This is a genomic window from Microbacterium gallinarum (genome assembly GCF_014837165.1).
GTDB classification, from domain to species: Bacteria; Actinomycetota; Actinomycetes; order Actinomycetales; family Microbacteriaceae; genus Microbacterium; species Microbacterium gallinarum.
The window spans coordinates 114762-138311 of the sequence record NZ_JACSPM010000003.1; the positions used below are offsets into that span (position 1 = coordinate 114762).

26 protein-coding genes are annotated in these 23550 nt (G+C 69.6%); 17 read left to right on the forward strand and 9 right to left on the reverse strand.

All coding sequences use genetic code 11. The features are described 5' to 3' along the window. Positions 1 to 83: 83 nt before the first annotated feature. From H9622_RS10045 to H9622_RS10060, 4 genes are all read left to right on the forward strand, one after another. Positions 84 to 1181 (forward strand): hypothetical protein, encoded by a 1098-nt coding sequence (locus H9622_RS10045; protein ID WP_318247083.1) that lies wholly within the window; start codon positions 84 to 86, stop codon positions 1179 to 1181. 77 nt (positions 1182 to 1258) lie between these two features. Next, positions 1259 to 2569 (forward strand): histidinol dehydrogenase, encoded by a 1311-nt coding sequence (hisD, locus tag H9622_RS10050; protein WP_191766261.1) that lies wholly within the window; start codon positions 1259 to 1261, stop codon positions 2567 to 2569. 23 nt (positions 2570 to 2592) lie between these two features. Further along, on the forward strand, positions 2593 to 3069 hold the full coding sequence (gene nrdR, locus H9622_RS10055) for a transcriptional regulator NrdR (protein WP_191766262.1): 477 nt from the start codon (positions 2593 to 2595) through the stop codon (positions 3067 to 3069). A gap of 45 nt (positions 3070 to 3114) precedes the next feature. Beyond that, on the forward strand, positions 3115 to 4140 hold the full coding sequence (locus H9622_RS10060; protein ID WP_191766263.1) for a quinone-dependent dihydroorotate dehydrogenase: 1026 nt from the start codon (positions 3115 to 3117) through the stop codon (positions 4138 to 4140). 47 nt (positions 4141 to 4187) lie between these two features. On the opposite strand, the gene H9622_RS10065 is transcribed toward H9622_RS10060, so the two are convergent. Continuing rightward, the gene (locus H9622_RS10065) at positions 4188 to 4775 is read right to left on the reverse strand and encodes a DUF3043 domain-containing protein (RefSeq protein ID WP_191766264.1); all 588 of its coding nucleotides are present in this window, start codon (positions 4773 to 4775) and stop codon (positions 4188 to 4190) included. A 48-nt stretch (positions 4776 to 4823) separates the two neighbouring features. Here H9622_RS10065 and H9622_RS10070 point away from each other — a divergent pair, with 48 nt between their 5' ends. From H9622_RS10070 to H9622_RS10095, 6 genes are all read left to right on the forward strand, one after another. After that, the gene (locus H9622_RS10070) at positions 4824 to 6224 is read left to right on the forward strand and encodes a dipeptidase (protein ID WP_191766265.1); all 1401 of its coding nucleotides are present in this window, start codon (positions 4824 to 4826) and stop codon (positions 6222 to 6224) included. 104 nt (positions 6225 to 6328) lie between these two features. Next, a complete protein-coding gene (locus H9622_RS10075; RefSeq protein ID WP_191766266.1) occupies positions 6329 to 6694 on the forward strand; it encodes a HesB/IscA family protein in 366 nt (121 codons plus the stop codon). A 161-nt stretch (positions 6695 to 6855) separates the two neighbouring features. Then, positions 6856 to 7740: an aa3-type cytochrome oxidase subunit II gene (gene ctaC / locus H9622_RS10080; protein WP_191766267.1), complete on the forward strand. Its 885-nt coding sequence runs from the start codon at positions 6856 to 6858 to the stop codon at positions 7738 to 7740. 2 nt (positions 7741 to 7742) lie between these two features. Then, a complete protein-coding gene (ctaD, locus tag H9622_RS10085; protein ID WP_191766268.1) occupies positions 7743 to 9506 on the forward strand; it encodes an aa3-type cytochrome oxidase subunit I in 1764 nt (587 codons plus the stop codon). Beyond that, complete coding sequence (locus H9622_RS10090; RefSeq protein WP_191766269.1) at positions 9507 to 9941, forward strand: cytochrome c oxidase subunit 4; 435 nt, start codon at positions 9507 to 9509, stop codon at positions 9939 to 9941. Positions 9942 to 9949: 8 nt separating this feature from the next. Then, the gene (locus H9622_RS10095; RefSeq protein ID WP_191766270.1) at positions 9950 to 10771 is read left to right on the forward strand and encodes a PP2C family protein-serine/threonine phosphatase; all 822 of its coding nucleotides are present in this window, start codon (positions 9950 to 9952) and stop codon (positions 10769 to 10771) included. 7 nt (positions 10772 to 10778) lie between these two features. Here the strand turns inward: H9622_RS10095 and H9622_RS10100 are convergent, their stop codons facing one another. The 5 genes from H9622_RS10100 to ctaE form a co-directional block, all read right to left on the reverse strand. Next, positions 10779 to 11198: a rhodanese-like domain-containing protein gene (locus tag H9622_RS10100; RefSeq protein ID WP_191766271.1), complete on the reverse strand. Its 420-nt coding sequence runs from the start codon at positions 11196 to 11198 to the stop codon at positions 10779 to 10781. Positions 11199 to 11374: 176 nt separating this feature from the next. Further along, complete coding sequence (qcrB, locus tag H9622_RS10105) at positions 11375 to 13216, reverse strand: cytochrome bc1 complex cytochrome b subunit (RefSeq protein WP_191766272.1); 1842 nt, start codon at positions 13214 to 13216, stop codon at positions 11375 to 11377. Next, entirely contained in the window at positions 13213 to 14292 is a 1080-nt protein-coding gene (qcrA, locus tag H9622_RS10110; RefSeq protein ID WP_191766273.1) for a cytochrome bc1 complex Rieske iron-sulfur subunit, read from the reverse strand. Before qcrA ends, qcrB begins: the two co-directional genes overlap by 4 nt. Before the next feature lie 34 nt (positions 14293 to 14326). After that, positions 14327 to 15127: a cytochrome bc1 complex diheme cytochrome c subunit gene (qcrC, locus tag H9622_RS10115; RefSeq protein WP_191766274.1), complete on the reverse strand. Its 801-nt coding sequence runs from the start codon at positions 15125 to 15127 to the stop codon at positions 14327 to 14329. A 20-nt stretch (positions 15128 to 15147) separates the two neighbouring features. Continuing rightward, a complete protein-coding gene (ctaE, locus tag H9622_RS10120) occupies positions 15148 to 15789 on the reverse strand; it encodes an aa3-type cytochrome oxidase subunit III (protein ID WP_191766275.1) in 642 nt (213 codons plus the stop codon). Positions 15790 to 15975: 186 nt separating this feature from the next. On the opposite strand from ctaE, the gene trpD reads away from it, so the two are divergent. The 4 genes from trpD to H9622_RS10140 all read left to right on the forward strand — a co-directional run bounded on the left by trpD (position 15976) and on the right by H9622_RS10140 (position 19182). After that, positions 15976 to 17037: an anthranilate phosphoribosyltransferase gene (gene trpD, locus H9622_RS10125; protein ID WP_191766276.1), complete on the forward strand. Its 1062-nt coding sequence runs from the start codon at positions 15976 to 15978 to the stop codon at positions 17035 to 17037. 88 nt (positions 17038 to 17125) lie between these two features. Further along, positions 17126 to 17623, forward strand: coding sequence for an aromatic ring-opening dioxygenase LigA (locus H9622_RS10130; protein ID WP_191766277.1), 498 nt, complete (start codon positions 17126 to 17128; stop codon positions 17621 to 17623). 25 nt (positions 17624 to 17648) lie between these two features. Then, positions 17649 to 18644 carry a PHP domain-containing protein gene (locus tag H9622_RS10135; RefSeq protein ID WP_191766278.1) on the forward strand — a complete coding sequence of 332 codons (996 nt, stop codon included), beginning with the start codon at positions 17649 to 17651 and terminating at the stop codon, positions 18642 to 18644. A gap of 31 nt (positions 18645 to 18675) precedes the next feature. Further along, positions 18676 to 19182 (forward strand): ClbS/DfsB family four-helix bundle protein, encoded by a 507-nt coding sequence (locus H9622_RS10140; protein WP_191766279.1) that lies wholly within the window; start codon positions 18676 to 18678, stop codon positions 19180 to 19182. Positions 19183 to 19284: 102 nt separating this feature from the next. On the opposite strand, the gene H9622_RS10145 is transcribed toward H9622_RS10140, so the two are convergent. The 3 genes from H9622_RS10145 to H9622_RS10155 form a co-directional block, all read right to left on the reverse strand. Next, positions 19285 to 20214 carry a 5'-3' exonuclease gene (locus H9622_RS10145; RefSeq protein WP_191766280.1) on the reverse strand — a complete coding sequence of 310 codons (930 nt, stop codon included), beginning with the start codon at positions 20212 to 20214 and terminating at the stop codon, positions 19285 to 19287. A 43-nt stretch (positions 20215 to 20257) separates the two neighbouring features. Further along, entirely contained in the window at positions 20258 to 20737 is a 480-nt protein-coding gene (locus H9622_RS10150) for a hypothetical protein (RefSeq protein ID WP_191766281.1), read from the reverse strand. 293 nt (positions 20738 to 21030) lie between these two features. Beyond that, positions 21031 to 21549 carry a hypothetical protein gene (locus H9622_RS10155; protein ID WP_191766282.1) on the reverse strand — a complete coding sequence of 173 codons (519 nt, stop codon included), beginning with the start codon at positions 21547 to 21549 and terminating at the stop codon, positions 21031 to 21033. Between the two features lie 338 nt (positions 21550 to 21887). Here H9622_RS10155 and H9622_RS10160 point away from each other — a divergent pair, with 338 nt between their 5' ends. Genes H9622_RS10160 through H9622_RS10170 form a run of 3 tightly spaced genes read left to right on the forward strand, consistent with a single transcriptional unit; the run spans position 21888 to position 23549 of the window. Beyond that, positions 21888 to 22280, forward strand: a complete 393-nt coding sequence (locus tag H9622_RS10160) for a TraR/DksA family transcriptional regulator (RefSeq protein ID WP_191766283.1) — start codon at positions 21888 to 21890, stop codon at positions 22278 to 22280. Between the two features lies 1 nt (position 22281). Further along, on the forward strand, positions 22282 to 22719 hold the full coding sequence (locus H9622_RS10165) for a YchJ family protein (RefSeq protein WP_191766284.1): 438 nt from the start codon (positions 22282 to 22284) through the stop codon (positions 22717 to 22719). Positions 22720 to 22772: 53 nt separating this feature from the next. Further along, positions 22773 to 23549: an isocitrate lyase/PEP mutase family protein gene (locus H9622_RS10170; RefSeq protein ID WP_191766285.1), complete on the forward strand. Its 777-nt coding sequence runs from the start codon at positions 22773 to 22775 to the stop codon at positions 23547 to 23549. Position 23550 lies beyond the last annotated feature (1 nt).

Here is a 23550-nt window from a genome sequence, read left to right on the forward strand (position 1 = left end):
GCATCCCATCTCATTTCCGTCTCATGAGGCGTGAGTAGCATGACAACGACGTATGCCGCCGTGCGCGGCCGGAAGGGAACATCGTGACCGACGATCAGCGTGCTGAGGAATTCGACGTCGCCGCAGGGCAGAACCACCAGGACGAACCGCCTCAGTACGGGGTCGGACCGTTCTCGATCCGCGAGGTCGCCCTCGTCGGCGTGTGGCTGATCGCGTTCGTCGTCTCGTTCTTCTCGATCGACGAAGGACGCTTCAACTCGGTGTGGACGGCGAGCATCCTCTGGATCCTCTCGATCGGTGTGCCGACCGTCGCCGTCTTCCTCATCGTCCTCCGTCGCCTCTCGCCGACCGGCATCCGCCGTGTGGGCTCGCTGGGTATCGACCAGTTCGCATCGGTGGCGTTCTCGGTCGCAGCGATCGTCTGGCTGCAGCTCGTCTGGGAGACGGTCGCGTTCGGGATCGACAGCGGGCGCTGGGTGCGCACGTGGGTGATCTGGGTCGAGCTCGCACTCATGCTCATCGGCGTCGTGCTCACGGTGTTCGCCCCGCTCCTGCCGACGCTCGGCCAGGACTTCCGCGGTCGCGCCGAGGTGCCGGCACACCGCAACGCGCGACCGATCCGCCCTGTCTCACCGCGCCCCGCCGCGCCGCGCGCGGAGGGGCCCGCGGGCGCCGATTTCGCCGAGTACGCACCGCCTGCGGCCGAGGCCACGGCGGCGTACGACACCACGACCGCGTACGACACCACGACCGCGTACGACACCGGCTCGGCCCACGGGACGGAGCATGCCGGTGCCGCTCCGGCAGCCGAGGCTGCACCGCGTGGCGAGGCCGCTCCCGTCACCGAAGCTGCACCGGCCGTCGAGACCCGTGCCGAGCAGGAGCCCGCCGCCGCGACGACGGCGTTCGAGCCCGCGCACACCCGCGACACCTACGAGGCCGTCGAGACGCCGAGCAGCACCGCCGAGCCGGCGGCCGAGTCCTCCTCGCGTCACCAGGCCTTCTGGGCGCTCGTGCCCGAGGAGCGCGACGTCGTCGACGAGATCGGCATCCCGGTGTTCCGCATCGGTCCGACCGCGTGGGCGCTCGTGATCGAGGACCGCGTCGACGTGTTCGTGGTGCGCCATGAGGACGGCCGGATCGGCTACCTGCACGACGTCTCCGGCGTCACACGCGGCTGATCTCGATACACGTCCGCGCTTCGCGGGGTCGCACTCGATCCGGCGGACCGCGACAAGGAACCCGCTACCGTAGAAGGATGCTCCGGACGATCGATCTGCGGGGACGCACGCTGTCTCCGGCCGAACTCCTCGCCACCGTGCCGCGGGCGACCGCTGCACGCGAAGAGGCGCTCTCGACGGCCGCGCGCATCGTCGCCGACGTCGCCTCGCACGGCGAGACGGCACTGCGCGACCAGGCGGAGAAGTTCGACGGCGTGACGGGTCACGCCATCCGGGTTCCGGCGTCGCACCTCGATGAGGCGCTCGAATCGCTCGATCCGGCCGTGCGCGACGCGCTCGAGCAGGCGATCGAGCGCGTGCGAGAGGCATCCGCCGCACAGGTGCCGGCGCCGGTCACCACGCAGCTCGCGCCCGGCGCGCGGGTGATGCAGCGGTGGCAGCCGGTTCGGCGCGTGGGTCTCTACGTTCCGGGCGGAAAGGCGGTTTACCCGTCGAGCGTCGTGATGAACGTCGTGCCGGCGCAGGTCGCCGGTGTGTCTGAGATCGCGGTCGCCTCTCCGCCGCAGCGCGACCAGGGCGGCCGCGTGCACCCGGTGATCCTCGGGGCCGCGAAGCTGCTGGGGGTCGACGAGGTCTACGCGATGGGCGGTGCCGGCGCGATCGGCGCACTCGCGCACGGCGTCGGCGTGCTGGGTCTCGACCCGGTCGACATCGTCACCGGCCCCGGCAACAACTTCGTCGCGGCGGCGAAGCGCGCCGTGGCGGGATTGGTGGGGACGGATGCCGAGGCCGGCGCCACCGAGATCCTCATCGTCGCCGACGACAGCGCCGACGCGCGTCTGGTCGCCGTCGATCTGATCAGCCAGGCCGAGCACGACGAACAGGCATCCGCCGTGCTCGTGACGGACTCCGAGAGCCTCGCCCAGGCTGTCGCGGCCGAGATCGCGCCGCGCGCCGCGGCGACCCGACACGCCGAGCGCGTCCAGGCGGCGCTCGCGGGTCCGCAGTCGGCGATCGTCCTGGTCGACGACCTCGACGCCGCGACCGCCTTCAGCAACGCCTACGCGCCCGAGCACCTCGAGCTCCACCTGCGTGATCCGAAGCCCGAGCAGTTCGTGCACGCGGGCGCCGTCTTCGTCGGCGCCGACTCGCCGGTGAGCCTCGGCGACTACCTCGCGGGCAGCAACCATGTGCTGCCGACCGGCGGGCAGGCCCGCTACTCGGCGGGGCTGTCGGCCTCGACGTTCCTGCGCCCGCAGCAGGTCATCGAATACGACCACACCGCGCTCGAGGCCGTGCGCGACGCGATCGTGGTCCTCGCCGAGGCCGAGGCCCTCCCCGCCCATGGCGAAGCCGTCGTCGCCCGCTTCGAGACGCCGGCCGGCTGACCCGGGCGTAGGCTGTCTCTGCCATGCACTGTCCGTTCTGCCGCCACTCCGACTCGCGCGTCATCGACTCCCGTACCAGCGACGACGGCCTCAGCATCCGTCGCCGTCGTCAGTGCCCCGAGTGCGGAGGCCGCTTCACGACGATCGAGACCGCCAGCCTCAACGTGATCAAGCGCTCGGGCGTCATCGAGCCGTTCAGTCGCGAGAAGGTCATGTCGGGGGTGCGCAAGGCGTGCCAGGGGCGACCGGTGACGGAGGCAGACCTCGCCGTGCTCGCGCAGACCGTAGAGGAGACCGTTCGTCAGACCGGCGCCTCCCAGCTCGACACGAACGAGATCGGACTCGCGATCCTCGGCCCGCTGCGCGAGCTCGACGAGGTGGCCTATCTGCGGTTCGCGAGCGTCTACCAGGCGTTCGATTCGCTCGAGGATTTCGAATCGGCGATCGACCAGCTGCGGGCCGATCACCAGGACCGTCCCGTCCGCGCCGTCGCCGATTAGCTCCCGGGTCCGGGCGCGCCCGGCCGACCGGATAGCCTGGACGGGATGTATCCCCTCCTCTTCCGGACCGTTCTGTCGCGCATGGACCCCGAGACCGCGCACCACGCGGCGATGGCGGTCATCCGGGTGCTCGGCGTTCCGCCCTTCTCGTGGGCGGCCCGCGGCCTGACCCGCCCCGACCCCGGACTCGCGACGCCGGCACTCGGCCTCTCGTTCGACTCGCCGTTCGGCGTGGCCGCGGGCTTCGACAAGGACGTCAAGGGCGCGGCCGGGCTGTTCGCGCTCGGCTTCGGCCACGTCGAGGTGGGCACCCTCACGGCCATCCCGCAGGAGGGCAACCCGCGACCGCGGCTGTTCCGGCTGATTGCCGACCGCGCCGTGATCAACCGCATGGGCTTCAACAATCACGGCGCCGAGGCCGCTGCGCGCCGGCTCGAGAAGCTGCGCCGGCGGAAGCGCCGCGGCGTCATCGGCGTCAACATCGGCAAGAGCCGTGTGGTCGACGTCGACGACGCGACCGCGGACTACGTCCGCAGCGCGACGCTGCTCGCGCCGCTCGCCGACTACCTCGTCGTCAACGTGTCGTCACCGAACACGCCCGGCCTCCGCGGGCTGCAGGCGGTCGAGACGCTCCGCCCGCTGCTGCAAGCGGTGCACGCGGCCGCGGGCGCGACGCCGCTGCTCGTGAAGATCGCCCCCGATCTGCCCGACGACGAGGTCGTCGCCGTCGCACAGCTGGCCGTCGGCCTCGGCCTGGCCGGACTCATCGCGACGAACACCACGATCTCCCGCGAGGGCCTCGTGACCGAGCCCGCCGTCGTCGAGAAGGCCGGCGCCGGGGGACTGTCGGGCGCTCCCCTCAAGGCGCGCGCCCTCGACGTCCTGCGCCTGGTGCGCACCGCGGTGCCCGCGGACTTCTGCGTCATCTCCGTCGGCGGCGTCGAGACCGCCGATGACGTGGAGGAACGATTGGATGCCGGAGCCACGCTGGTGCAGGGATATACCGCGTTCCTCTATCGCGGTCCGCTGTGGGCGCGGCAGATCAACCGCGGACTCGCGCGCGCACGCTGAGGTGCGGCATCCCGCACCGTCTTGTCGGCGCGGGGGGATGACCCGGTTCAGACGGGACGCTGGCCGCGCTTGACCTGCGGCTTGGGCAGCCGCAGGAAGCGCATCTGGACGGTGCGCATCGCCGCGTACCAGCCGAGGCCCTTCTCGATCTTGTCTGCGCCGAACTTGGCCTTGACGGCGCGCTTGGCGTTGATCGACGTCAGGACCATGTCGCCGACGACGAAGAGGATGAAGATCCACAGCGCGACGAACGAGTAGTACTGCACCTCGGGCACCGGGATGAACGTCGCGAGGATCACGACCACCATTGCGGGCATGACTGCCTCGCCGAGGTGCCATCCGGCGTCGACGTAATCGCGCACGAACTTGCGCTGCGCCCCCTGGTCGCGCGCGGGGAGGTAGCGCGGGTCGCCCGCGGCCATGCCGACGCGGGCCTTGTCGCGCTGCGCCTGAAGCTCGGCGCGGGCGCGTGCCTTGGCCTCTTTGGTGTCGGGGACGAGGGGGCGCTTGCGTGCCGCCTCCTGCTCCGCTCGGCTGGGAGTGGCGCGCCCCTTGCCGGTCACCGGCACGCCGTTGAGGACCGTTCCGTCGGAAGGAGCGTCGTTCGACGCGGGTGCTGCGGGGTTCTTGGCCACGATGATCCTCGGAAGTCCGGGTGCGGGGGTGCACTTAAGATTACCCGCATGACGACTGAGCTCTCCCGACAGGATGCTGTGCGTGACGCCGCGGCCTCCGGCATCCCCTCCGCCCTCGCCGACCTCGGTGCGCTCGTGCGTATCCCATCGGTCGCGTTCCCCGGCTTCGACACCGCTCCGGTACAGCGCAGCGCCGAGGCGGTCGCCGATCTCGTGCGTGCCACCGGGCTCTTCGAGACCGTCGAGATCCGCCGGGCCGCGATCCCGGGCACCGACGAACAGGGTCAGCCGGCCGTGCTGGCGACGCGCGCCGCTCGCAACGGGCGCCCGACGATCCTGCTGTACGCGCACCACGACGTCCAGCCCGTCGGCGACGAGGCGCTCTGGGAGTCGGCGCCGTTCGAGCCGACCGTCCGAGGAGGCCGCCTGTACGGCCGCGGCGCCGCCGACGACAAGGCCGGCATCATGGCGCACATCGCGGCCCTCCGCGCTCTGAAGGAGGCCGTCGGCGACGACTTCGACCTCGGCGTGGCGCTGTTCTTCGAGGGCGAGGAGGAGGCGGGCTCGCGGTCCTTCGCGCAGTTCCTGTCCGACAACGCAGACGCGCTGCGCGCCGACGTGATCGTCGTCGCCGACTCGGGCAACTGGGACGACAAGACCCCAGCGCTGACGGTGTCGCTGCGCGGCAACACGCGCTTCACGATGCGCGTGAAGACGCTCGACCACGCGTCGCACTCCGGGATGTTCGGGGGAGCGGTGCCCGACGCGATGATGGCCACGGTGAAGCTGCTCGCCACGCTGTGGGACGCCGACGGGGCGGTCGCGGTCGCGGGACTTACCGAGAGGGAGGCCGAGACCCCCGCCTACAGCGAGGAGACGCTGCGCGACGAGGCCGGCCTGCCCGCCGGCGTCTCGCCGATCGGTCGCGGCACGATCCTGAGCCGGATCTGGAACAAGCCGTCGATCACGGTCACCGGCATCGACGCGCCCAGCGTCGCCAACGCCTCCAACACGCTGAGCCCGGAGATCTCCGTCGTCATCAGCGCCCGCATCCCGCCCGGGCAGCCTGCGCGCGACGCGTATGCCGCGATCGAGGCCCACCTGCGGGCGAACGCGCCGTTCGGAGCGGAGCTGACGTTCACCGATCAGGACTACGGAGACGCCTTCCTGGTCGACACGTCGGGCTGGGCGGTGGAGGCCGCTCGCGAGGCGCTGCATGAGGGCTACGGTGTCGAGTCCGTCGACATCGGCGTGGGCGGGTCGATCCCGTTCATCGCCGACCTCGTGCGCGAATTCCCCGGCGCGCAGATCCTCGTGACCGGCGTCGAAGACCCGCACGCCCGTGCGCACAGCCCCAACGAGTCGCTTCACCTCGAGACGTTCCGCAACGCGGTGCTGTCGGAGGCGCTGCTGCTCGAGAAGCTGGATGCCCGCGGCGACCGCGGCTGACACGCCCCGCTCGGAGCCGGTTCTCGGACTACGGGCGTAGAATCGCAGCATCCCGTCGCCCCGGTACCGATCACCGGATCAGGCGGCCCGTCCGGAGGAGTGCCATGACCGACACTGCGCTGTCGACCGACCAGTCCGTTCGCGAACACGGCGTCGCACTGACCGAAGCCGCTTCGCTCAAGGTGAAGAGCCTCCTGTCGCAGGAGGGTCGCGACGACCTGCGTCTTCGCGTCGCCGTGCAGCCCGGGGGCTGCAGCGGGCTGATCTACCAGCTGTATTTCGACGAGCGGTATCTCGACGGCGACAAGACGGTCGACTTCGACGGCGTCGAGGTGATCGTCGACGACATGAGCGTCCCGTACCTCGACGGCGCGACCATCGACTTCAAGGACACGATCTCGGAGCAGGGGTTCACGATCGACAACCCCAACGCCGCCGGCAGCTGCGCCTGCGGTGACAGCTTCCACTGATCCGAGCCCGATTTCCGCAGGCCCGGAGCGCTCCACGGAGTGCTCCGGGCCTGCGGTTTTTCGCCTTCGCGACACAGTTCAACCTGGGCGGATGGCCTGAATACCCTGGATGCTTGCCCTAGACTGAGGAGAGTCCTGTTCGCGACCCGGAAAGGTGCACCGTGCCCTCGAAACGCCGTATCCGCTGGGCCGTTCTCCCGCTCGGGATCGCAACGGCCGCAGTACTCGCCGGATGCACCCCGACCGAGCTCCACGGCTTCCTGCCGGGCTTCGTCGAGAGCGGGCAGCCGGCCACCGACCGCACCGACATGGTCGCCGGTCTGTGGGTCAACTCCTGGATCGTGCTGCTGGCTGTCGGCGTCATCACCTGGGGCCTCATGGGCTGGGCCGCGATCGCCTATCGCCGTCGCCGGGGTCAGGTCGGCCTCCCCGTGCAGCTGCGCTACAACATGCCGATCGAGATCTTCTACACGGTCGTGCCGCTCATCCTCGTGATCGGCTTCTTCGCGTTCACCGCACGCGACCAGACGATCCTCGAGACGCAGACGGAAGACCCCGACGTCTCGATCGTCGCGATCGGCAAGCAGTGGTCCTGGGACTTCCAGTATGACGGCGAGAGCGACGACGACACCGTGTGGTCCATGGGCGTCCAGGCGCAGACCGACGAGCAGGGCACCGTCACCAGCGAGCTGCCCAAGCTCGTCCTCCCGGTCGACAAGACGGTCAAGATCAAGCTGCAGTCCCGCGACGTGATCCACTCGTTCTGGATCATCGACTTCCTGTACAAGAAGGACATGTACATCGGGAGGGACAACTACTGGTCGTTCACGCCCACCCGCGAGGGGGAGTACGCCGGCAAGTGCGCCGAGCTCTGCGGCGAGTACCACTCGATGATGCTCTTCAACGTCGAGGTTGTGAGCGAAGCCGAGTACGAGGACTATCTCGCGTCCCTTCGCGAGGCCGGCCAGACCGGTGACATCAACGACGAGTACGACCGACTTCAGAATCTGCCCGGCACGGGTGCGAGCTCCGAGGGAGACCACTGATCATGGCGACGACGGTTCCGCTTCAGGGGACGACGCAGGGTCGCCCGACCACCCTGCCGCCTCGCCAGGCCGCACTGCTCAGCGCGTCGCGCGTCGAGCAGAAGGGCAACATCATCGTCAAGTGGATCACCTCCACCGACCACAAGACGATCGGCTACCTCTACCTCATCTCGTCGGTGCTGTTCTTCCTCCTCGGCGGAGTGATGGCGCTGATCATCCGCGCTGAGCTCTTCGAGCCCGGGATGCAGATCATCCCGACGAAGGAGCAGTACAACCAGCTGTTCACGATGCACGGCACGATCATGCTGCTCATGTTCGCGACGCCGCTCTTCGCCGGCTTCGCCAACGCGATCCTGCCGCTGCAGATCGGTGCGCCCGACGTCGCCTTCCCGCGTCTGAACGCCTTCGCGTTCTGGCTGTTCCTGTTCGGTTCGACCATCGCCGTCGCCGGCTTCCTCACCCCGCAGGGCGCGGCCTCGTTCGGCTGGTTCGCCTACCAGCCGCTCGCCAACGCCAGCTTCTCCCCGGGCGCCGGAGGAAACCTCTGGATGCTCGGCCTCGGCATGAGCGGTTTCGGAACGATCCTCGGCGCGGTGAACTTCATCACGACGATCATCACGATGCGCGCGCCGGGCATGACCATGTGGCGCATGCCGATCTTCTCGTGGAACACGCTCATCACGAGCATCCTGATCCTGATGGCGTTCCCGGTGCTCGCCGCCGCCATCCTGGCCGCCGCGGCCGACCGCGTGCTCGGTGCCCACATCTACGACCCGGCCAACGGTGGCGTCCTGCTGTGGCAGCACCTCTTCTGGTTCTTCGGACACCCAGAGGTGTACATCATCGCCCTGCCGTTCTTCGGCATCGTGTCGGAGATCTTCCCGGTCTTCAGCCGCAAGCCGATCTTCGGATACAAGACCCTCGTCTACGCGACGATCGCGATCGCGGCGCTGTCCGTGGCGGTGTGGGCTCACCACATGTACGTCACCGGCGCGGTGCTGCTGCCGTTCTTCGCACTCATGACGATGCTCATCGCGGTGCCGACCGGCGTGAAGATCTTCAACTGGATCGGAACGCTCTGGCGAGGCTCGGTCACGTTCGAGACCCCGATGGTCTTCGCCCTCGGCTTCCTCGTGTCGTTCGTCTTCGGTGGCCTCACCGGAGTCATCCTCGCGTCGCCGCCGCTGGACTTCCACCTCTCCGACTCGTACTTCGTCGTCGCGCACTTCCACTACGTGGTGTTCGGAACCGTCGTCTTCGCGATGTTCGCCGGCTTCTACTTCTGGTGGCCGAAGTGGACCGGGAAGATGCTCAACGAGCGTCTCGGCATGGTGCACTTCTGGTTGCTGTTCATCGGCTTCCACATGACCTTCCTCATCCAGCACTGGCTGGGCGTGGACGGCATGGTGCGCCGCTACGCGGACTACTCGGCGGCCGATGGCTGGACCTGGCAGAACCAGGTCTCGACGGTCGGCGCGATCATCCTCGGCGCCTCGATGATCCCGTTCCTGTTCAACGTGTGGATCACCGCCCGCAAGGCGCCGCGCGTGACCGTCAACGACCCGTGGGGCTATGGCGCATCGCTCGAGTGGGCCACCTCGTGCCCGCCGCCGCGACACAACTTCACGTCGATCCCGCGTATCCGCAGTGAGCGTCCGGCGTTCGACCTCAACCACCCGGAGGCGGGGATCCCCGTCGGCGTCGGCCCTGCGAAGGACGCGCCTGAAGCCCCGGTTGTCGACGCCGCCGACGGAGAGGTGAAGTAAGTGCGCACCAACACCGGACTCTGGTGGCTCCTCACCGTCTTCTTCGCCCTCGTCGGCGTGGTCTACATCGTGTGGAACATCGTCGCCCACCCCGACGTGCCGTGGTATAACGCCATCGAGTGGGTCGGCGCCGTGGCGCTGGTCTTCACCGCGCTGATGGCTGCGCTGATCGCGTTCTACATCAGCCGCGTGCACAACGCGCAGGGCGGCGAGCTTCCCGAAGACATCCTGACGTCCGACATCGACGACGGCGACCCTGAGCTGGGCGAGTTCAGCCCGTGGTCGTGGTGGCCGATCGTCCTCGCCTTCTCGGCTGCTCTCGCGATGATCGGCCTGGCCGTCGGCGCGTGGATGGTGCCGATCGGTGTCGGCGTGTTCGTCATCGCCATCGTCGGCTGGGTCTACGAGTACTACCGCGGGTACTTCGCGCGCTGATCGTGCCGTTGCGGCCTTCCCGCGTGCGGCTGCGTGCCGCCGCCGTCTCCGACACCGGGGCGTACCGATCCGTCAACCAGGACGCCGCGTTCACGGCACCCTGGGGCGGAGCGGTGGCTGACGGTGTCGGCGGCGGTCCGGCCGGCGATCTGGCTTCGGCCGCGTTCGTGCATCGCCTGGCGGCTGGCAGGGTCGGCAGCGTCGATGCTGCCGCGCTGGCTGTCAGTGTGAGAGCTGCCAACTGGGATCTGCGGGCGCACGTCGAGCGCGATCCCGCACTGTCGGGCATGGCGACGACCTTCACCGGCGTCTTCGTGTCCGAGGCCGACACCCTTCTGCTCGCTCACACCGGTGACTCGCGTGCGTACCTGCTGCGCGACGGCGTCATGACGCAGCAGACGCGTGACGATTCGTATGTGCAGGTGCTCGTCGAACGAGGGCTGGTGGCCGAAGCGGATGCCGCGACCCACCCGCGCCGCAACCTCATCACCGCCTCGCTGAGCGGCGGAGAGCGCGACCGCGTCGTCGTGGCCGAGCACGAGGCGCGGCAAGGCGATCGCTGGCTGCTGTGCAGCGACGGCCTGACCGACTACGTGCCGGCGAGTGACATCGCCGCCGTGGTCGCTCGGTGCGACGGCGCCGTCGAGGCCGCGGGTGCCGCAGTCGCCCTCGGCCTCACCGCCGGCACACGCGACAATGTCACGGTGGTGATCTGCGACGTGGAGCTCGGGCCGGCGGAGCCTTTCGGTCTGAGCAGCAGGACATCGTTCTACGGCGCGGCTGCGGCGCGGTTCACCGAAGGCCTCGACGAGGGCCTGGAATCGGCCTGAGCGGCTCTCAGGGCGCCACGGGCGAGCGCACGACCATGACCTGCGCATCGAACACCCGGGGGAGCGGACCCTCGTCGTTCTCGGTGGGCTGACCCTCGCGGATCCAGTACTCATAGCCGCCGATCATCTCGCGCACCTGGAAGCCGAGCTTCGCGAACTGCAGGGCGCCCTTCGCGCCGCCGTTGCAGCCCGGGCTCCAGCAGTAGACGACGACGGGGACGCCTCTGTCGAGCTCGGCGTCGGCGCGCTGTGCGATCTGCTGGTGCGGCATGTGGATGGCGCCGGCTATCCGTCCCTGTGCCCAGGCCTCATCGCCGCGCACGTCGACGAGCACGAACGTCTCTTCGGCCTTCTGCGCCGCATAGACGTCCGAGGCATCCGTCTCGAGGGCGAGCTTGGCCGAGAAGTAATCGAGAGCTGTGGTCATGCATCCACGCTACGGACAGCGGCGTCACGCGCCGCATCGTCGGGCAGTCACGCCTCGCCGGATTCCTGCCGATCGGGCTGCGGGTGGGCACGCGACGGGGGAGTGGGAAGCAGAACGCCCCGGCTGCGAACCCTTGAAGGGTCGTGCCGGGGCGTTCTGACGGAGGAGGACGGACCTCAGCGGTCGGCGTCCTTCTCGCGGTTGCGCGGCTTCTTCTGACCGTCCTCGGGAACGATGACATTCGTCGGACGGACCGCAGTCTCGCTGTTGCGACCATCGTCGAGGGGGACGTGAGGAGCATCCGGCACCCCGGCGCGCTCGTGCGCGGCCTGGATCTCGGCGTCCTCTTCCTCGGCGATGTGGTCGAGAGTGTGGTGCTGGTGCGAGAGGGCCTCGTCGAGCTCCGTCTGAGTGACCGGGGTGAGGCGGTCCTCGAAGAACCAGCGCGAGATGACCGCACGCAGGTTCTCGTGCCACGGAATGCGGCCCTTGGCGTTCGGGCGCACGACGAGCGGCTCGTACGTCACGAAGTCGACCAGCTTGTAGCGCTCGTACTCGTCGACCGGCTGGTGCACCTCGATGTACTCGCCACCGGGGAGGCGGACGATGCGCCCGGACTCGTAGCCGTGCAGAGCGATCTCGCGGTCTTTCTTCTGCAGCGCGATCGCGATGCGCTTCGAGACGAAGTACGCGACGATCGGGCCGATGATGAGCAGCGCCTGGAGGGTGTGGATGACGCCCTCCATCGTGAGCCAGAAGTGAGTCGCGATGATGTCGGACGCCGCCGCTGCCCAGAGGACGGCGTAGAACGTGACACCGGCGGCGCCGATGGCGGTGCGGGTCGGGGCGTTGCGGGGACGCTCGGCGATGTGGTGCTCGCGCTTGTCTCCGGTCACCCACGCCTCGATGAAGGGGTAGATGAGCACGAGGACGATGAACAGACCGAGCACGACGAGCGGCACGAGGATGTTGAGCGACCACGTGCGGTCGAGGAACACGAACTCCCAGCCCGGGGGCACGAGTCGCAGCGCGCCGTCGGCGAAGCCGATGTACCAGTCGGGCTGCGTACCTGCGGAGACGGGCGACGGGTCGTAGGGACCGTAGTTCCAGATCGGGTTGATCGTGAACAGCGCCGCGATGAGCGCGATCACGCCGAACGTGATGAACAGGAAGCCGCCCATCTTCGACATGTAGACCGGCATCATCGGGTAGCCGACCACGTTGCTGTTGGCGCGGCCGGGACCGCCGAACTGCGTGTGCTTGTTGATCACCATCAGCATGAGGTGAAGCACGAGCAGGCCGACGAGGATCGCAGGCAGCAGCAGGATGTGCAACGCGTACAGTCGGCCGACGATCGCGGTGCCCGGGAACTCGCCGCCGAACAGCAGGAACGACGTCCACGTGCCGATGAGCGGGATGCCCTTGACCATGCCGTCGATGATGCGGAGGCCGTTGCCCGACAGGACGTCATCGGGGAGCGAGTAGCCGGTGAAGCCCTCACCCAGCGCGAGGATGAACAGGATGAAGCCGATCACCCAGTTCAGCTCGCGCGGCTTGCGGAACGCGCCGGTGAAGAACACGCGCAGCATGTGCACGCCGATGCCGGCGACGAAGACGAGCGCCGCCCAGTGGTGCATCTGACGCACGAGGAGGCCACCGCGGAGATCGAAGGAGATCTCGAGCGTGGACGCCATGGCCGCCGACATCTCGATGCCGCGCATCGGGAGGTAGGCGCCGGTGTAGTGCGTCTCGACCATGGACGCCTGGAAGAAGAACGTCAGGAACGTGCCGGTGAGCAGCACGACGACGAAGCTCCAGAGGGCGATCTCGCCGAGCATGAACGACCAGTGGTCGGGAAAGATCTTGCGGCCGAGCTCCTTGACGAAGCCCGACAGGCTCGTGCGCTCGTCGATGTAGTTGGACGCGGCGCCGATGAAGCGTCCGCCCAGCGGCTTATCGCGGGGCGTCGTGGCAGGAGGCGCCTCGACGAGGTCCTCGGTTGCGGTTGCGGTACTCAATGACGCTCCCAGAAGCTCGGGCCGACGGGTTCGGTGAAGTCGCTGCGGGCGACCAGGTAGCCCTCGGCGTCGACCGTGATCGGCAGCTGGGGCAGGGGACGAGCGGCCGGCCCGAAGATGACCTTCGCGGCGTCGGTCACGTCGAACTGCGACTGGTGGCACGGGCACAGCAGGTGGTGGGTCTGCTGCTCGTAGAGCGCGACCGGGCAGCCGACGTGCGTGCAGACCTTGGAGTAGGCGACGATGCCGTCGTACGACCAATCGGCGCGCTCCGGGCTCTCGATCAGCTGGTCGGGCAGCAGACGCATGAGGAGGACGATGGCCTTGGCCTTCTCCTCGAGGTAGCCGTCGCTGTGCGAGAGCTCGGCGAGCTCCTCGGGGATGACGTGCACGGCCGAGCCGAGCGTGACGTCCGCGGCGCGGATCGGCTCACCACTCGGGTCGTGGGCGAGGCGCATCCCCTCCTTCCACATGGTGTGCTGGAGGAGGAAGACGGGGTTGCCGCCCTCGGGGTGCTCCGGGGAGTCCTGCGGCGCGAGCCCGCGGAACAGCACGATCGCGGGGGCCACCGAGGCGACGAGCGCGGCGATCATCGAGTTGCGGATCATCGTGCGCCGACCGAAGCCGGAGTCCTCGTTCGCATCGGCGAACGCCTGGATCGCCGCCTCACGCGTCGAGTCGCGGCCACGGGTGGCGTGCCGGGGCTCGACGAACTCGCGGTCGGACATGACCGCCTTCGACCAGTGGATGGCAGCGACGCCGATGGCGAGCAGGGCGAAGGCGATGCCGAGGCCGATGAAGAGGTTGTTGTTGCGGATGTCGGTCATCCGCCCGCTCTCGATCGGGAAGAGCATGTAGGCCGCGATGGCCCAGATGCTGCCGGCGATCGACAGGTAGAACAGCGTGTAGACCGTGCGGACCGCGGCCTTCATGGCCTTCGGGTCCTTGTCGGTCATCCGCTCGCGATGCGGAGGGAACTCCGGGGCGCGCACCGGGTCGTTGACCGCGACGGCGAGCCCGGTGGAGGGCTTCCAGGAAGCCCTCTCGTGCTCGAGCGGGTCGTCCTCGTGTGCCATGCTGCTCCTCGTCAGGTCTTGCGTGTCAGTACGTTCAGTTGGACTTCGCCGTGATCCACACGGTGATGGCGATCAGCGAGCCGATGCCGAAGATCCAGATGAAGAGGCCCTCGGAGACGGGGCCGAGCGATCCGAGCGTGAACCCGCCGGGCGACTGCGTGTCCTGCAGGAACAGCAGGTAGGAGATGACGTCGCGCTTCTCCTCGGTCGTCAGCGTCATGTCGTTGAAGACCGGCATGTTCTGCGGACCGGTGACCATCGCCGCGTACATGTTGAGCGGAGTGGTGTTGTAGAGCGCCGGTGCGTACTTGCCCTCGGTCAGCGCGCCGCCCGCGCCGGCCACGTTGTGGCACATCGCGCAGTTGATGCGGAAGAGCTCGCCGCCCTCGGCGGCGTTGCCCTCGCCGTCGAGCACTTCCTCCGACGGGAAGCTCGGGCCGGGGGCGAGGCTCTGGATGTAGGCGCCCACCGCGGCGATCTGCTCATCGGTGAACTGGGCGGGCTTCTGCGGAGCCTGGGGTCCCTGCATCTGCAGGGGCATGCGGCCGGTGCTCATCTGGAAGTGCACGGCGAGCTCGCCCACGCCGTACAGCGACGGGCCGTCGGGCGTGCCCTGCACGTCGAGGCCGTGGCAGGTGGCGCAGTTCGCCTGGAACAGCAGTTTGCCGTCCTCGACCGTGGTCGCGGTGGCGACCGTGGTCTCGGCCGTGGCGGCCACGGCCGCGGACGCGCCGGCGTACACGCCGCCGGTGATCAGAAGTCCGATGCCGATGAGCGCGGCAGCAGCCCAGGGGCTGCGGCGGCCTTTCGAGCGGCGCGGGGTGTCTCGTGCCATGTCGGGAATCAGCTCCGCTCTTATTTCAGGAAGTAGATGACGAGGAAGAGGGCGATCCAGACGACGTCGACGAAGTGCCAGTAGTACGACACGACGATCGAGGACGTCATCTCTTTGCGCCCGAAGTTCTTGACGGCGTAGGCGCGGCCGATCACCAGGAGGAAGGCGATGAGGCCGCCGGTGACGTGGAGCGCGTGGAAGCCGGTGGTGAGGTAGAACGCCGACGCGTACGAGTTCGCGGTGATCGGCATCCCCTCGGCGACGAGCTGTGCGTACTCCCACACCTGGCCGGACACGAAGATGGCGCCGAGGGCGAAGGTCAGCCAGAACCACTCGACCATGCCCCAGCCGAGCCAGCCGCGCTTGCGCGTCGAATAGGGCTGGAATCGCTCTGCGGCGAAGACGCCCATCTGGCAGGTGACAGACGAGAGCACGAGGATGATCGTGTTCACCGTCGCGTAGGGGATGTTGAGCAGCTGCGTCTCTTCCGCCCACAGGTCGGGGGAGGCGTTGCGCAGGGTGAAGTAGATCGCGAAGAGACCCGCGAAGAACATCACCTCGCTGCCGAGCCACACGATCGTTCCGACGGCGACCGGATCGGGCCGCTTGACGGACCGCATGGCCTGGGCGTAGGTCGCTGAGGAGGTCGTCACGCTCCCCATTATGGCCGATCCTGGGACACGATATTCGCATCACGAGGGATGCAATTGCCCGCGACGGAACTTAGGGTCGCCTAAGAGGCAGCCGCGAGTATGCCGTGAACACGCGATGAAGACGCAGAACCGGCGCCGGCGGGACGCCGTGTCACGAAACGGTTCCGATCTCGCCGCCCGGCTAGGCTCGTGGTCATGGCGGAGCTGTACACCTGGCCGAACGTCCTCACCACGCTTCTGGAGCGGCGCGACCTCAGCGTCTCGGAGTCGACGTGGGCGATGCGGCAGATCATGAACGGCTCCGCGACGCCGTCGCAGCTCGCCGGGTTCCTCGTGGCCCTGCGCGCAAAGGGGGAGACGGTCGACGAGATCGTCGGCTTCCGCGACGCGATCCTCGAGGCCGCCGTGCCGCTGCGCGTCGACCCGGCCGTCCTCGACATCGTGGGCACGGGCGGCGACCGCTTCGGCACCGTCAACGTCTCCACCATGGCTGCGCTCGTGGCCGCGGCATCCGGTGTCCCCGTCGTCAAGCACGGCAACCGCGCGGCCAGCTCGGCGTCGGGCTCTTCCGACGTGCTCGGCGCTCTCGGCGTAGACCTGTCGCTTCCGCCGGAGGCGGTGGCCGAGGCGTTGCCGCAGGCGGGCATCACCTTCGCGTGGGCCGCGGCCTTCCACCCCGGGTTCAAGCACGCCGGGCCGACGCGCAGCGAGCTGGGCGTGCCGACGGTCTTCAACTTCCTCGGTCCGCTCTGCAACCCCGCGCGCGCCGAGGCGAACGCCGTCGGCGTCGCGCAGCTCGACCGCGTGCCGCTCATCACCGGCGTGTTCCGCACCCGCGGCGCGACCGCGCTGGTGTTCCGCGGCGACGACGGGCTCGACGAGCTGACGACCACGGGCCACAGCCGCCTCTGGGAGGTCAGCCGCGGCGACATCCACGAGCACGACCTCGATCCGCGCGACCTCGGCATCCCGCTCGCCGACATCGACGACCTGCTCGGCGGCGACCCCGCCCACAACGCGGCCGTCGTACGGCGCGTGCTCGGTGGCGAAGAGGGTCCGGTGCGCGACATCGTGCTGCTCAATGCCGCCGCCGGCATCGTGGCCTACCGCCTGTTCCAGGACGCGACGCAGGTGCAGCGGCCGATTCTGGAGCGCCTCGCCGAAGCGCGCGACGCCTCCGCCGAGGCGATCGACAGCGGCGCGGCACTGGCGACCCTCGACCGGTGGGTCGAGGTCACCCGGGCGCTCGCCTCCTGACACGACGCCTTTTGCACGGCCGGCGCTCTTCCCTCGCGGTCGGGCGCGCCGATAGCGTGGCCCCACGATCACCGATCAGGAGGACGCCATGAGCCAGGACCTTCCCACGACGACCGCAGACGCCGTCGAACCGCCGGCGAAGAAGGTCGGCCTGGTCAAGGCGGTCGGCGTGCTCGGCATCATCGGGGGCGTCCTGCTGATCGTCGTCGCGATCATCGCGTGGATCGCCGTGACGATGCAGCTGACCGCCGAGAACATCACGATCCCCGACGACGCGGCGGCCTTCCAGGGCCAGCAGGTCACCGGTCCGGTGACGGCGTACGTCCAGGCCGACATCATCAACCACCACGCGCTGCAGGCGTCGGGCGGCAAGACCTACGCCGAGCTCGACCAGGACGACCCGATCCGGGCGACGATGATGCAGGCGTCGTTCCTGCGTGCGTCGCTGTTCACCTCGGTCGTCGCCTACGGCGTCGCACTGTTCGCGGCAGGCATGGGCGTGCTCGCGATCCTGTTCGGATGGGCGATCCACCGGCTCGCGGACGTCCCCGTCATCGTGAAGCGATCGGCTCTGGCCGTCGAATGACCCGCTGCCCGGCGCCGGGCGCGCGATGAATCCGCACGACGCGCTGACCGAGATCGCGACGCTGCTCGAGCGCGAGCGGTCGTCGCGGTACAAGTCGAAGGCGTTCCGCGCGGCGGCCGACGCGATCGCGGGCCTGACCGACGAGCAGCTGCGGGATGCCGCATCCCTCCGCCGACGCAAGGGCATCGGCGACTCGACCTACGCCGTCATCCAGGAAGCGCTCGGCGGAAGCGTGCCCGCCTACCTCGCCGATCTCCGCGAGCGCGCGGGTGTGGTGGTCGCGTCCCAGCTGCGGGGGCTCCTGCGCGGCGACCTGCACGCGCACAGCGACTGGTCGGACGGCCTCACCTCGATCGACCTCATGGTCGACGCGGCGCGCGCGCTCGGCCACGAGTATCTCGCGCTCACCGACCACTCGCCGAGGCTGCGGGTCGCGAACGGGCTGTCGCCCGAGCGTCTGCGCGCCCAGCTGGAGGTCGTCGCCGGCATGAGCGGGGATGGGTTCACTCTGCTGTCGGGCATCGAGGTCGACATCCTCGACGACGGCGCCCTCGATCAGGAGTCCGGCCTGCTCGACGAGCTCGCCATCGTCGTGGCCTCGGCGCACTCGAAGCTCCGGATGGAGCGGGCGCCGATGACGCGACGGCTCGTCGCGGCCGCGTCCAACCCGCACGTCGACGTGCTCGGCCATGTCACCGGACGACTGGTCGAGGGCTCGCGCGGCACCCGGCCGCAGTCGACGTTCGACGCGAAGGCGGTGTTCGAGGCGTGCGCGTCGCACGGCGTCGCGGTCGAGATCAACTCCCGTCCGGAGCGGCAGGACCCGCCCGACGAGCTGATCGCGCTCGCGCTGGAGATCGGATGCCTCTTCTCGATCGACTCCGACGCACATGCGCCCGGGCAGTTGTCGCTGATCGACCACGGCGCGGAGCGCGCCGAACGGCTGGGGGTCCCAGCCGACCGGATCGTCACGACCTGGCCGCTCGATCGCCTGCGGGAGTGGACCGCGCGCGCGCGGTGACCTCGGCGGGCTTCCGGGCTACGGTGGCGTCGTGGACTACACGCACGCAGAGCTCATCGCCCGCAACGACGCCGAGTTCGCCGCGCTGTTCGCGCTGATCGAAGCGCTGCCGGACCAGCGCCTGACCGCGGAGTTCACCGGAGAAGGACGAGACCGCAGTGTGCGCGACGTGATCGCCCACCTGCACGCCTGGCACATCCTGCTGGAGCGGTGGTACTCCGATGGGGAGGCCGGCGGTGCTCCTGCGATCCCCGCGGAGGGGTACACCTGGCGCGAGCTCGCGCAGCTGAACGAGGAGCTGCGGCAGCAGTGGCAGCACACCGGACTCGACGAACTGCTCGCCCTCGTGCGGGCCTCGCACGAGGCGCTGCAGGCGATGGTCGCCCTCCACACCGACGCCGAGCTCGCGGCCCCCGACGCCTTCGCGTGGACGCAGGGATCGCCGCTGGGCGAGTTCGCGTGGGAGTGCGGCGGGAACCACTACATCTGGGCGCGCGGCGTGATCGCGGCGGGGCTCGGCCTCCCTCCGACGACGTAGCGGTACTGATCCCGACCGCCGGGTCTTCGCGTCGCCTGCTCACCTGTCACGACGTGCCGGACGATCCGGCGCGTCGTGACAGGTGAGCGGGTGGGGGCTCGGTCAGGCGCCGACGCGCTCGAGGGCGTCGGTGATGCGCGCCATCGAGGAACCCAGTGCCCACTGCCCGGCGAGGGCGTCGGCCGCCGCCTTGCGCTCGGCGTCGAGCGGGTGGAGTCGCGCGTCGACCTCGGGCAGCGGAAGGTCGCGCACCACCGCGACCACCTTCGGGGCGACCGCCAGGTAGGGCGCGCCGGCCTCGAGCTTGGCGCGGACGCCCGCCGACATGCCCTCGCCCGATTCGGCGGCGGCGAGGATGCCGGGCAGGTCGCCGTGGGCGGCCAGGAGCCCGGCGGCGGTCTTCTCTCCGATGCCCGCGACGCCCGGCAGCCCGTCGGAGGAGTCGCCGCGAAGAGTGGCGAAGTCGGCGTACTGGCTGGGCAGCACGCCGTACTTGGCGACCACGCTCGCGTCGGTCAGCACCTCGAGGTTGCTCATGCCCCGAGCCGTGTAGATGACGCGCACGTCACGGGCGTCGTCGACGAGCTGGAACAGGTCGCGGTCGCCGGTCACGACGTCGACGGGAATGGTGGCCCGCGTCGCGAGCGTTCCGATCACGTCGTCGGCCTCGTGCTCGGCGGCGCCGACGATGCGGATGCCGAGCGCGTCGAGGGTCTCGCGGATGATCGGCACCTGCACCTCGAGCGGGTCGGGGACGACCTCGATGTCGGGACCGACCGCGACCACCTCGGCGACGCGATGGGTCTTGTACGTCGGGATGAGGTCGACGCGCCACTGCGGACGCCAGTCGTCGTCCCAGCACGCGACCAGATGGGTCGGCTGGTAGGTCGTGACCAGGCGCGTGATGATGTCGAGGAAGCCGCGTACCGCGTTCACCGGCGTGCCGTCGGGTGCGCGCACCGTGTCGGGGACGCCGTAGAACGCGCGGAAGTACAGCGAAGCCGAGTCGAGGAGCATGAGGCGGTCGGTCACGCGCTTCATCCTGGCACGGCGCTCCGACGTGCGGGGAGCGTGCTCAGCAACCCGGGCCGGTCGGGTTCTCGCGGCAGGTCTCGTCGACGAGCGCGGTGCGCACCTCGACGACGCGCACGTCGTAGTCGCCGCTCGTCGCCGTCACGAAGCCGTCGACGGGAAGCCAGCGGCCTGTGCCGAAGTCGACGGATGCCGCGTACCGCACGGTCACCGACACCGGATACGTGCCGCGGTCGCCGTACACGTGGCTCGTCGCCGTCGGGGTGAACTGCGCCTGTGCGAGGCGCGCCCAACTCGCGCCGCCGGTCGTCGTGGTCGCCGACGTGCCGTCGCCGTGTGAGAAGACGAATTCGGCCGGAACGAAGCGGACGGTCACGTCCCAGCCGAGGAGGGTTCCCGAGAGGAGCTGCTCGGATGCCGCGCCCACCAGGTTCGTCGGCATGCCCACGACACCGAACCCGGCCGGCTCGCCGGTGAGCACGGGCGTGGCCGGTCGGAACGACGCCAGGTCGGCGAGCGTCACTTCGGGGAGTCCCTCGACGGCGTAGCCACCGCGGCATCCGAGTGGCCCGCACTCCTCGGCCTCGTCGGGCGCCTCCGGGGCAAGGTCGTCGGGGTTCGACGGGTGGTGGGGGCTACCCGGGTTCGCTGGCGGGGAGCCGGGGCGGGATAGGCCCGCGGAAATGTCGACCTGGTCCCCAGAGTTCTCAACTTCTCCGCAGGCGCCAACGGCAATCAAATCTGGGGTACACGCTGGGCCGCTTGACTGGGTGGTCCCGCCAAGGGTGAGAGCCATCGCCAGGGACACAGCCGCGATCAGCATGAATCCTCGTCCATCAAGTCGCTCTCCGAGATGACCAGTCCGTTGTCGAATCGCTCGAGCTGAACTCGCACCCTCGTTTGAGCGGGCCGATCCTGTGGAGTCACGTCCTTGCCCGCGCCGTCGATGACGCGCGTGTCGGTCGAATCCATGCAGACTGCAATCTGTACTTGCGTCAAGTCGGGAGACGTTTCGAGTCCCTCGACATCAACCACAGACGTCGAGCCGACGATCACAAGGTCCGCTTGATCGAGTTGTTGCTGCGTGTCGATGTCGATCTCGAGAGCTTCACCAATGAGGAAGTCCTGGGGATCGGAGGCCGTGGGATCCTCGCGGACCGCGTTCAGCGCGTCGACGTACGCGCGGTACGTCTCCTCGGCCGCGGCGAAGGCCTCCGCCTCGTCGGCGAACGCGCTCGTGGAGGTGGGCGACGGCTCGGAGGCGGGTGCGCAGCCCGCCAGGATGCTGGCGAGCGCCACGGCGACGAGGATCATCGGGGCCGGTCGCGAAGTCACGCCCCCAACGTACCCACGACGGGTTCGCGCCCGACGGACTTATCCACACCGCGGGCACCGCCGCGAAGAACGCGCCCTGGGGAGGAGCCGGCGATCTCGTGGGGGGCCGTGATCGCCGGCTCGGGGCGACTCGCAGAGGCCGCCCCTCGTGCCCCTGGGGGTGGGCACGAGGCGAGGTCCCGTCGAGCGTCGGTTCTCCACGCCATCTGCCGGGCCCGAATCGGGCGCCGCGCGATGTCGTGGGGACACCTCAAGAATCCCACTCCCACCTGGGAGTCGACTGGTGTCGGCTCGTGTTCGCGGCGCCGGTGCGACCGCGGCGCGTACGCTCGTAGACGATGTCCGAGCGCCCCGCCTCCGCCCCGTCCGACGACGCAGCTGCGAGCGGCCGGCGCGACGCAGACCTCGAGGCACTGCGGTCGGCGGCCGCTGCGCGATCGGCGAGCCTCGAGGGCGCGATCGCCCAGCTGCGCTCCGACCGGGGCAGCGACAACGCCGACGACGAGCACGATCCCGAAGGCGTCACCCTGTCGAGCGAGTGGGCGCGCCTCGAGGGTCTGCGCGGCGCCGCGCTGCGCGAGCTCGCCGAGATCGACGACGTCCTCGCGCGACGCCGGTCGGGGAGCGATGGCATCTGCATCGACTGCGGCCGCAGCATCCCGCCGGAAAGACTCGCCGTGCGACCCACCGCGACCCGCTGCGTGGACTGCGCCGAGCGGGCGGGGGTCTGACATGTCGTTCGGTGCGGCCGCCTCGTCCGCTCGCGACGACAGGTTCCCCCGCCCCGCGGCAGGGCGACCGTGCCCGTGCGGGAGCGGTGATCGGTTCGACGGATGCTGCGGACCGCTGCTCGCCGGAGCGGCGACCGCCCCGACGGCCGAACGCCTGATGCGCTCGCGCTACACCGCGTTCGTCACCGGTGACGACCGGTACCTCTTCGACACCTGGCATCCCGGAACCCGTCCCGACTCACTCGACCTCGACCCCGCGCAGCGCTGGACGGGACTCGAGATCCTCGCGACGGAGGGCGGCGGCGAGGAGGACGCACGCGGGATCGTCGAGTTCCGCGCGTCGTGGTCGTTCGGACGCGAGCGTGGCGCCCTGCACGAGCGGAGCAGGTTCGTTCGCCGGAGGGAGCGCTGGTGGTATCTCGACGGCGCGGTGTCGTAGCCGAAGACGAGCTGCCCCGCCCCGTCACCGCTCGATCCCGTTAGCGTGGGAGCATGACCACCCAGATCGACAGAGCCCAGTCCCTCGCCCGTCTCCACGCCGCGCCCGAGATCCTCCGGCTCGTGAACGTGTGGGACGCAGTGTCCGCCAAGACGATCGCGGCGCTCCCCGAGACGCGGGCCATCGCGACGGCGGGGCACTCGATCGCGGCTTCGTACGGGTACGGCGACGGCCAGATCCCGCTCGACCTCATGCTCGACATGGTCGGCCGCATCGTCGAGGCGGTCGGCGACCTGCCGGTGACCGCCGACCTGGACGCCGGTCACGGCGACCCGGGCGAGACGGTGCGCCGTGCGATCGGCAAGGGCGTCGTCGGCGCGAACGTCGAGGACCGGCTCCAGCCGCTCGCGGACTCGGTCGCCGCGGTCGAGGCGATCGTCGCCGCGGGAGAGGCAGAGGGCGTCCCGTTCGTGCTCAACGCCCGCACCGACGCATTCGTGCGCGCGGGTGGCCGGCCGCTCGACGACTCCATCGCCGACGCGATCGAGCGCGGGCGCGCGTACCTGGCGGCAGGCGCCGACCTCGTCTTCGTGCCGGGGATCCTCGACGCCGACGTCACGCGCCGGCTCGTGGAGGGCATCGGCGAGCGCAAGGTCAGCGTGATCGGCCTGCCCGGCGCGCTCACCCCACGCGAGTACGAGGAGCTCGGTGTCGCGCGCATCTCCTACGGCCCTGTCCCGCAGCGCGTCGCCCTGACGGCGCTGCAGGACGTCGCCGCCGACCTCTACGCCGACGGCGTGATCCCGGCGAGCACGCGCGCGCTGAACTGAC

What these genes read in the sequence shown, in the direction of transcription:
- hisD (WP_191766261.1), top strand. Translation starts at nt 1,259, where the DNA reads ATGCTCCGGACGATCGATCTGCGGGGACGCACGCTGTCTCCGGCCGAA.
- nrdR (WP_191766262.1), top strand. Translation starts at nt 2,593, where the DNA reads ATGCACTGTCCGTTCTGCCGCCACTCCGACTCGCGCGTCATCGACTCC.
- H9622_RS10060 (WP_191766263.1), top strand. Translation starts at nt 3,115, where the DNA reads ATGTATCCCCTCCTCTTCCGGACCGTTCTGTCGCGCATGGACCCCGAG.
- H9622_RS10070 (WP_191766265.1), top strand. Translation starts at nt 4,824, where the DNA reads ATGACGACTGAGCTCTCCCGACAGGATGCTGTGCGTGACGCCGCGGCC.
- H9622_RS10075 (WP_191766266.1), top strand. Translation starts at nt 6,329, where the DNA reads ATGACCGACACTGCGCTGTCGACCGACCAGTCCGTTCGCGAACACGGC.
- ctaD (WP_191766268.1), top strand. Translation starts at nt 7,743, where the DNA reads ATGGCGACGACGGTTCCGCTTCAGGGGACGACGCAGGGTCGCCCGACC.
- H9622_RS10100 (WP_191766271.1), bottom strand. Translation starts at nt 11,198, where the DNA reads ATGACCACAGCTCTCGATTACTTCTCGGCCAAGCTCGCCCTCGAGACG.
- qcrA (WP_191766273.1), bottom strand. Translation starts at nt 14,292, where the DNA reads ATGGCACACGAGGACGACCCGCTCGAGCACGAGAGGGCTTCCTGGAAG.
- qcrC (WP_191766274.1), bottom strand. Translation starts at nt 15,127, where the DNA reads ATGGCACGAGACACCCCGCGCCGCTCGAAAGGCCGCCGCAGCCCCTGG.
- ctaE (WP_191766275.1), bottom strand. Translation starts at nt 15,789, where the DNA reads ATGGGGAGCGTGACGACCTCCTCAGCGACCTACGCCCAGGCCATGCGG.
- trpD (WP_191766276.1), top strand. Translation starts at nt 15,976, where the DNA reads ATGGCGGAGCTGTACACCTGGCCGAACGTCCTCACCACGCTTCTGGAG.
- H9622_RS10130 (WP_191766277.1), top strand. Translation starts at nt 17,126, where the DNA reads ATGAGCCAGGACCTTCCCACGACGACCGCAGACGCCGTCGAACCGCCG.
- H9622_RS10135 (WP_191766278.1), top strand. Translation starts at nt 17,649, where the DNA reads ATGAATCCGCACGACGCGCTGACCGAGATCGCGACGCTGCTCGAGCGC.
- H9622_RS10160 (WP_191766283.1), top strand. Translation starts at nt 21,888, where the DNA reads ATGTCCGAGCGCCCCGCCTCCGCCCCGTCCGACGACGCAGCTGCGAGC.
- H9622_RS10165 (WP_191766284.1), top strand. Translation starts at nt 22,282, where the DNA reads ATGTCGTTCGGTGCGGCCGCCTCGTCCGCTCGCGACGACAGGTTCCCC.
- H9622_RS10170 (WP_191766285.1), top strand. Translation starts at nt 22,773, where the DNA reads ATGACCACCCAGATCGACAGAGCCCAGTCCCTCGCCCGTCTCCACGCC.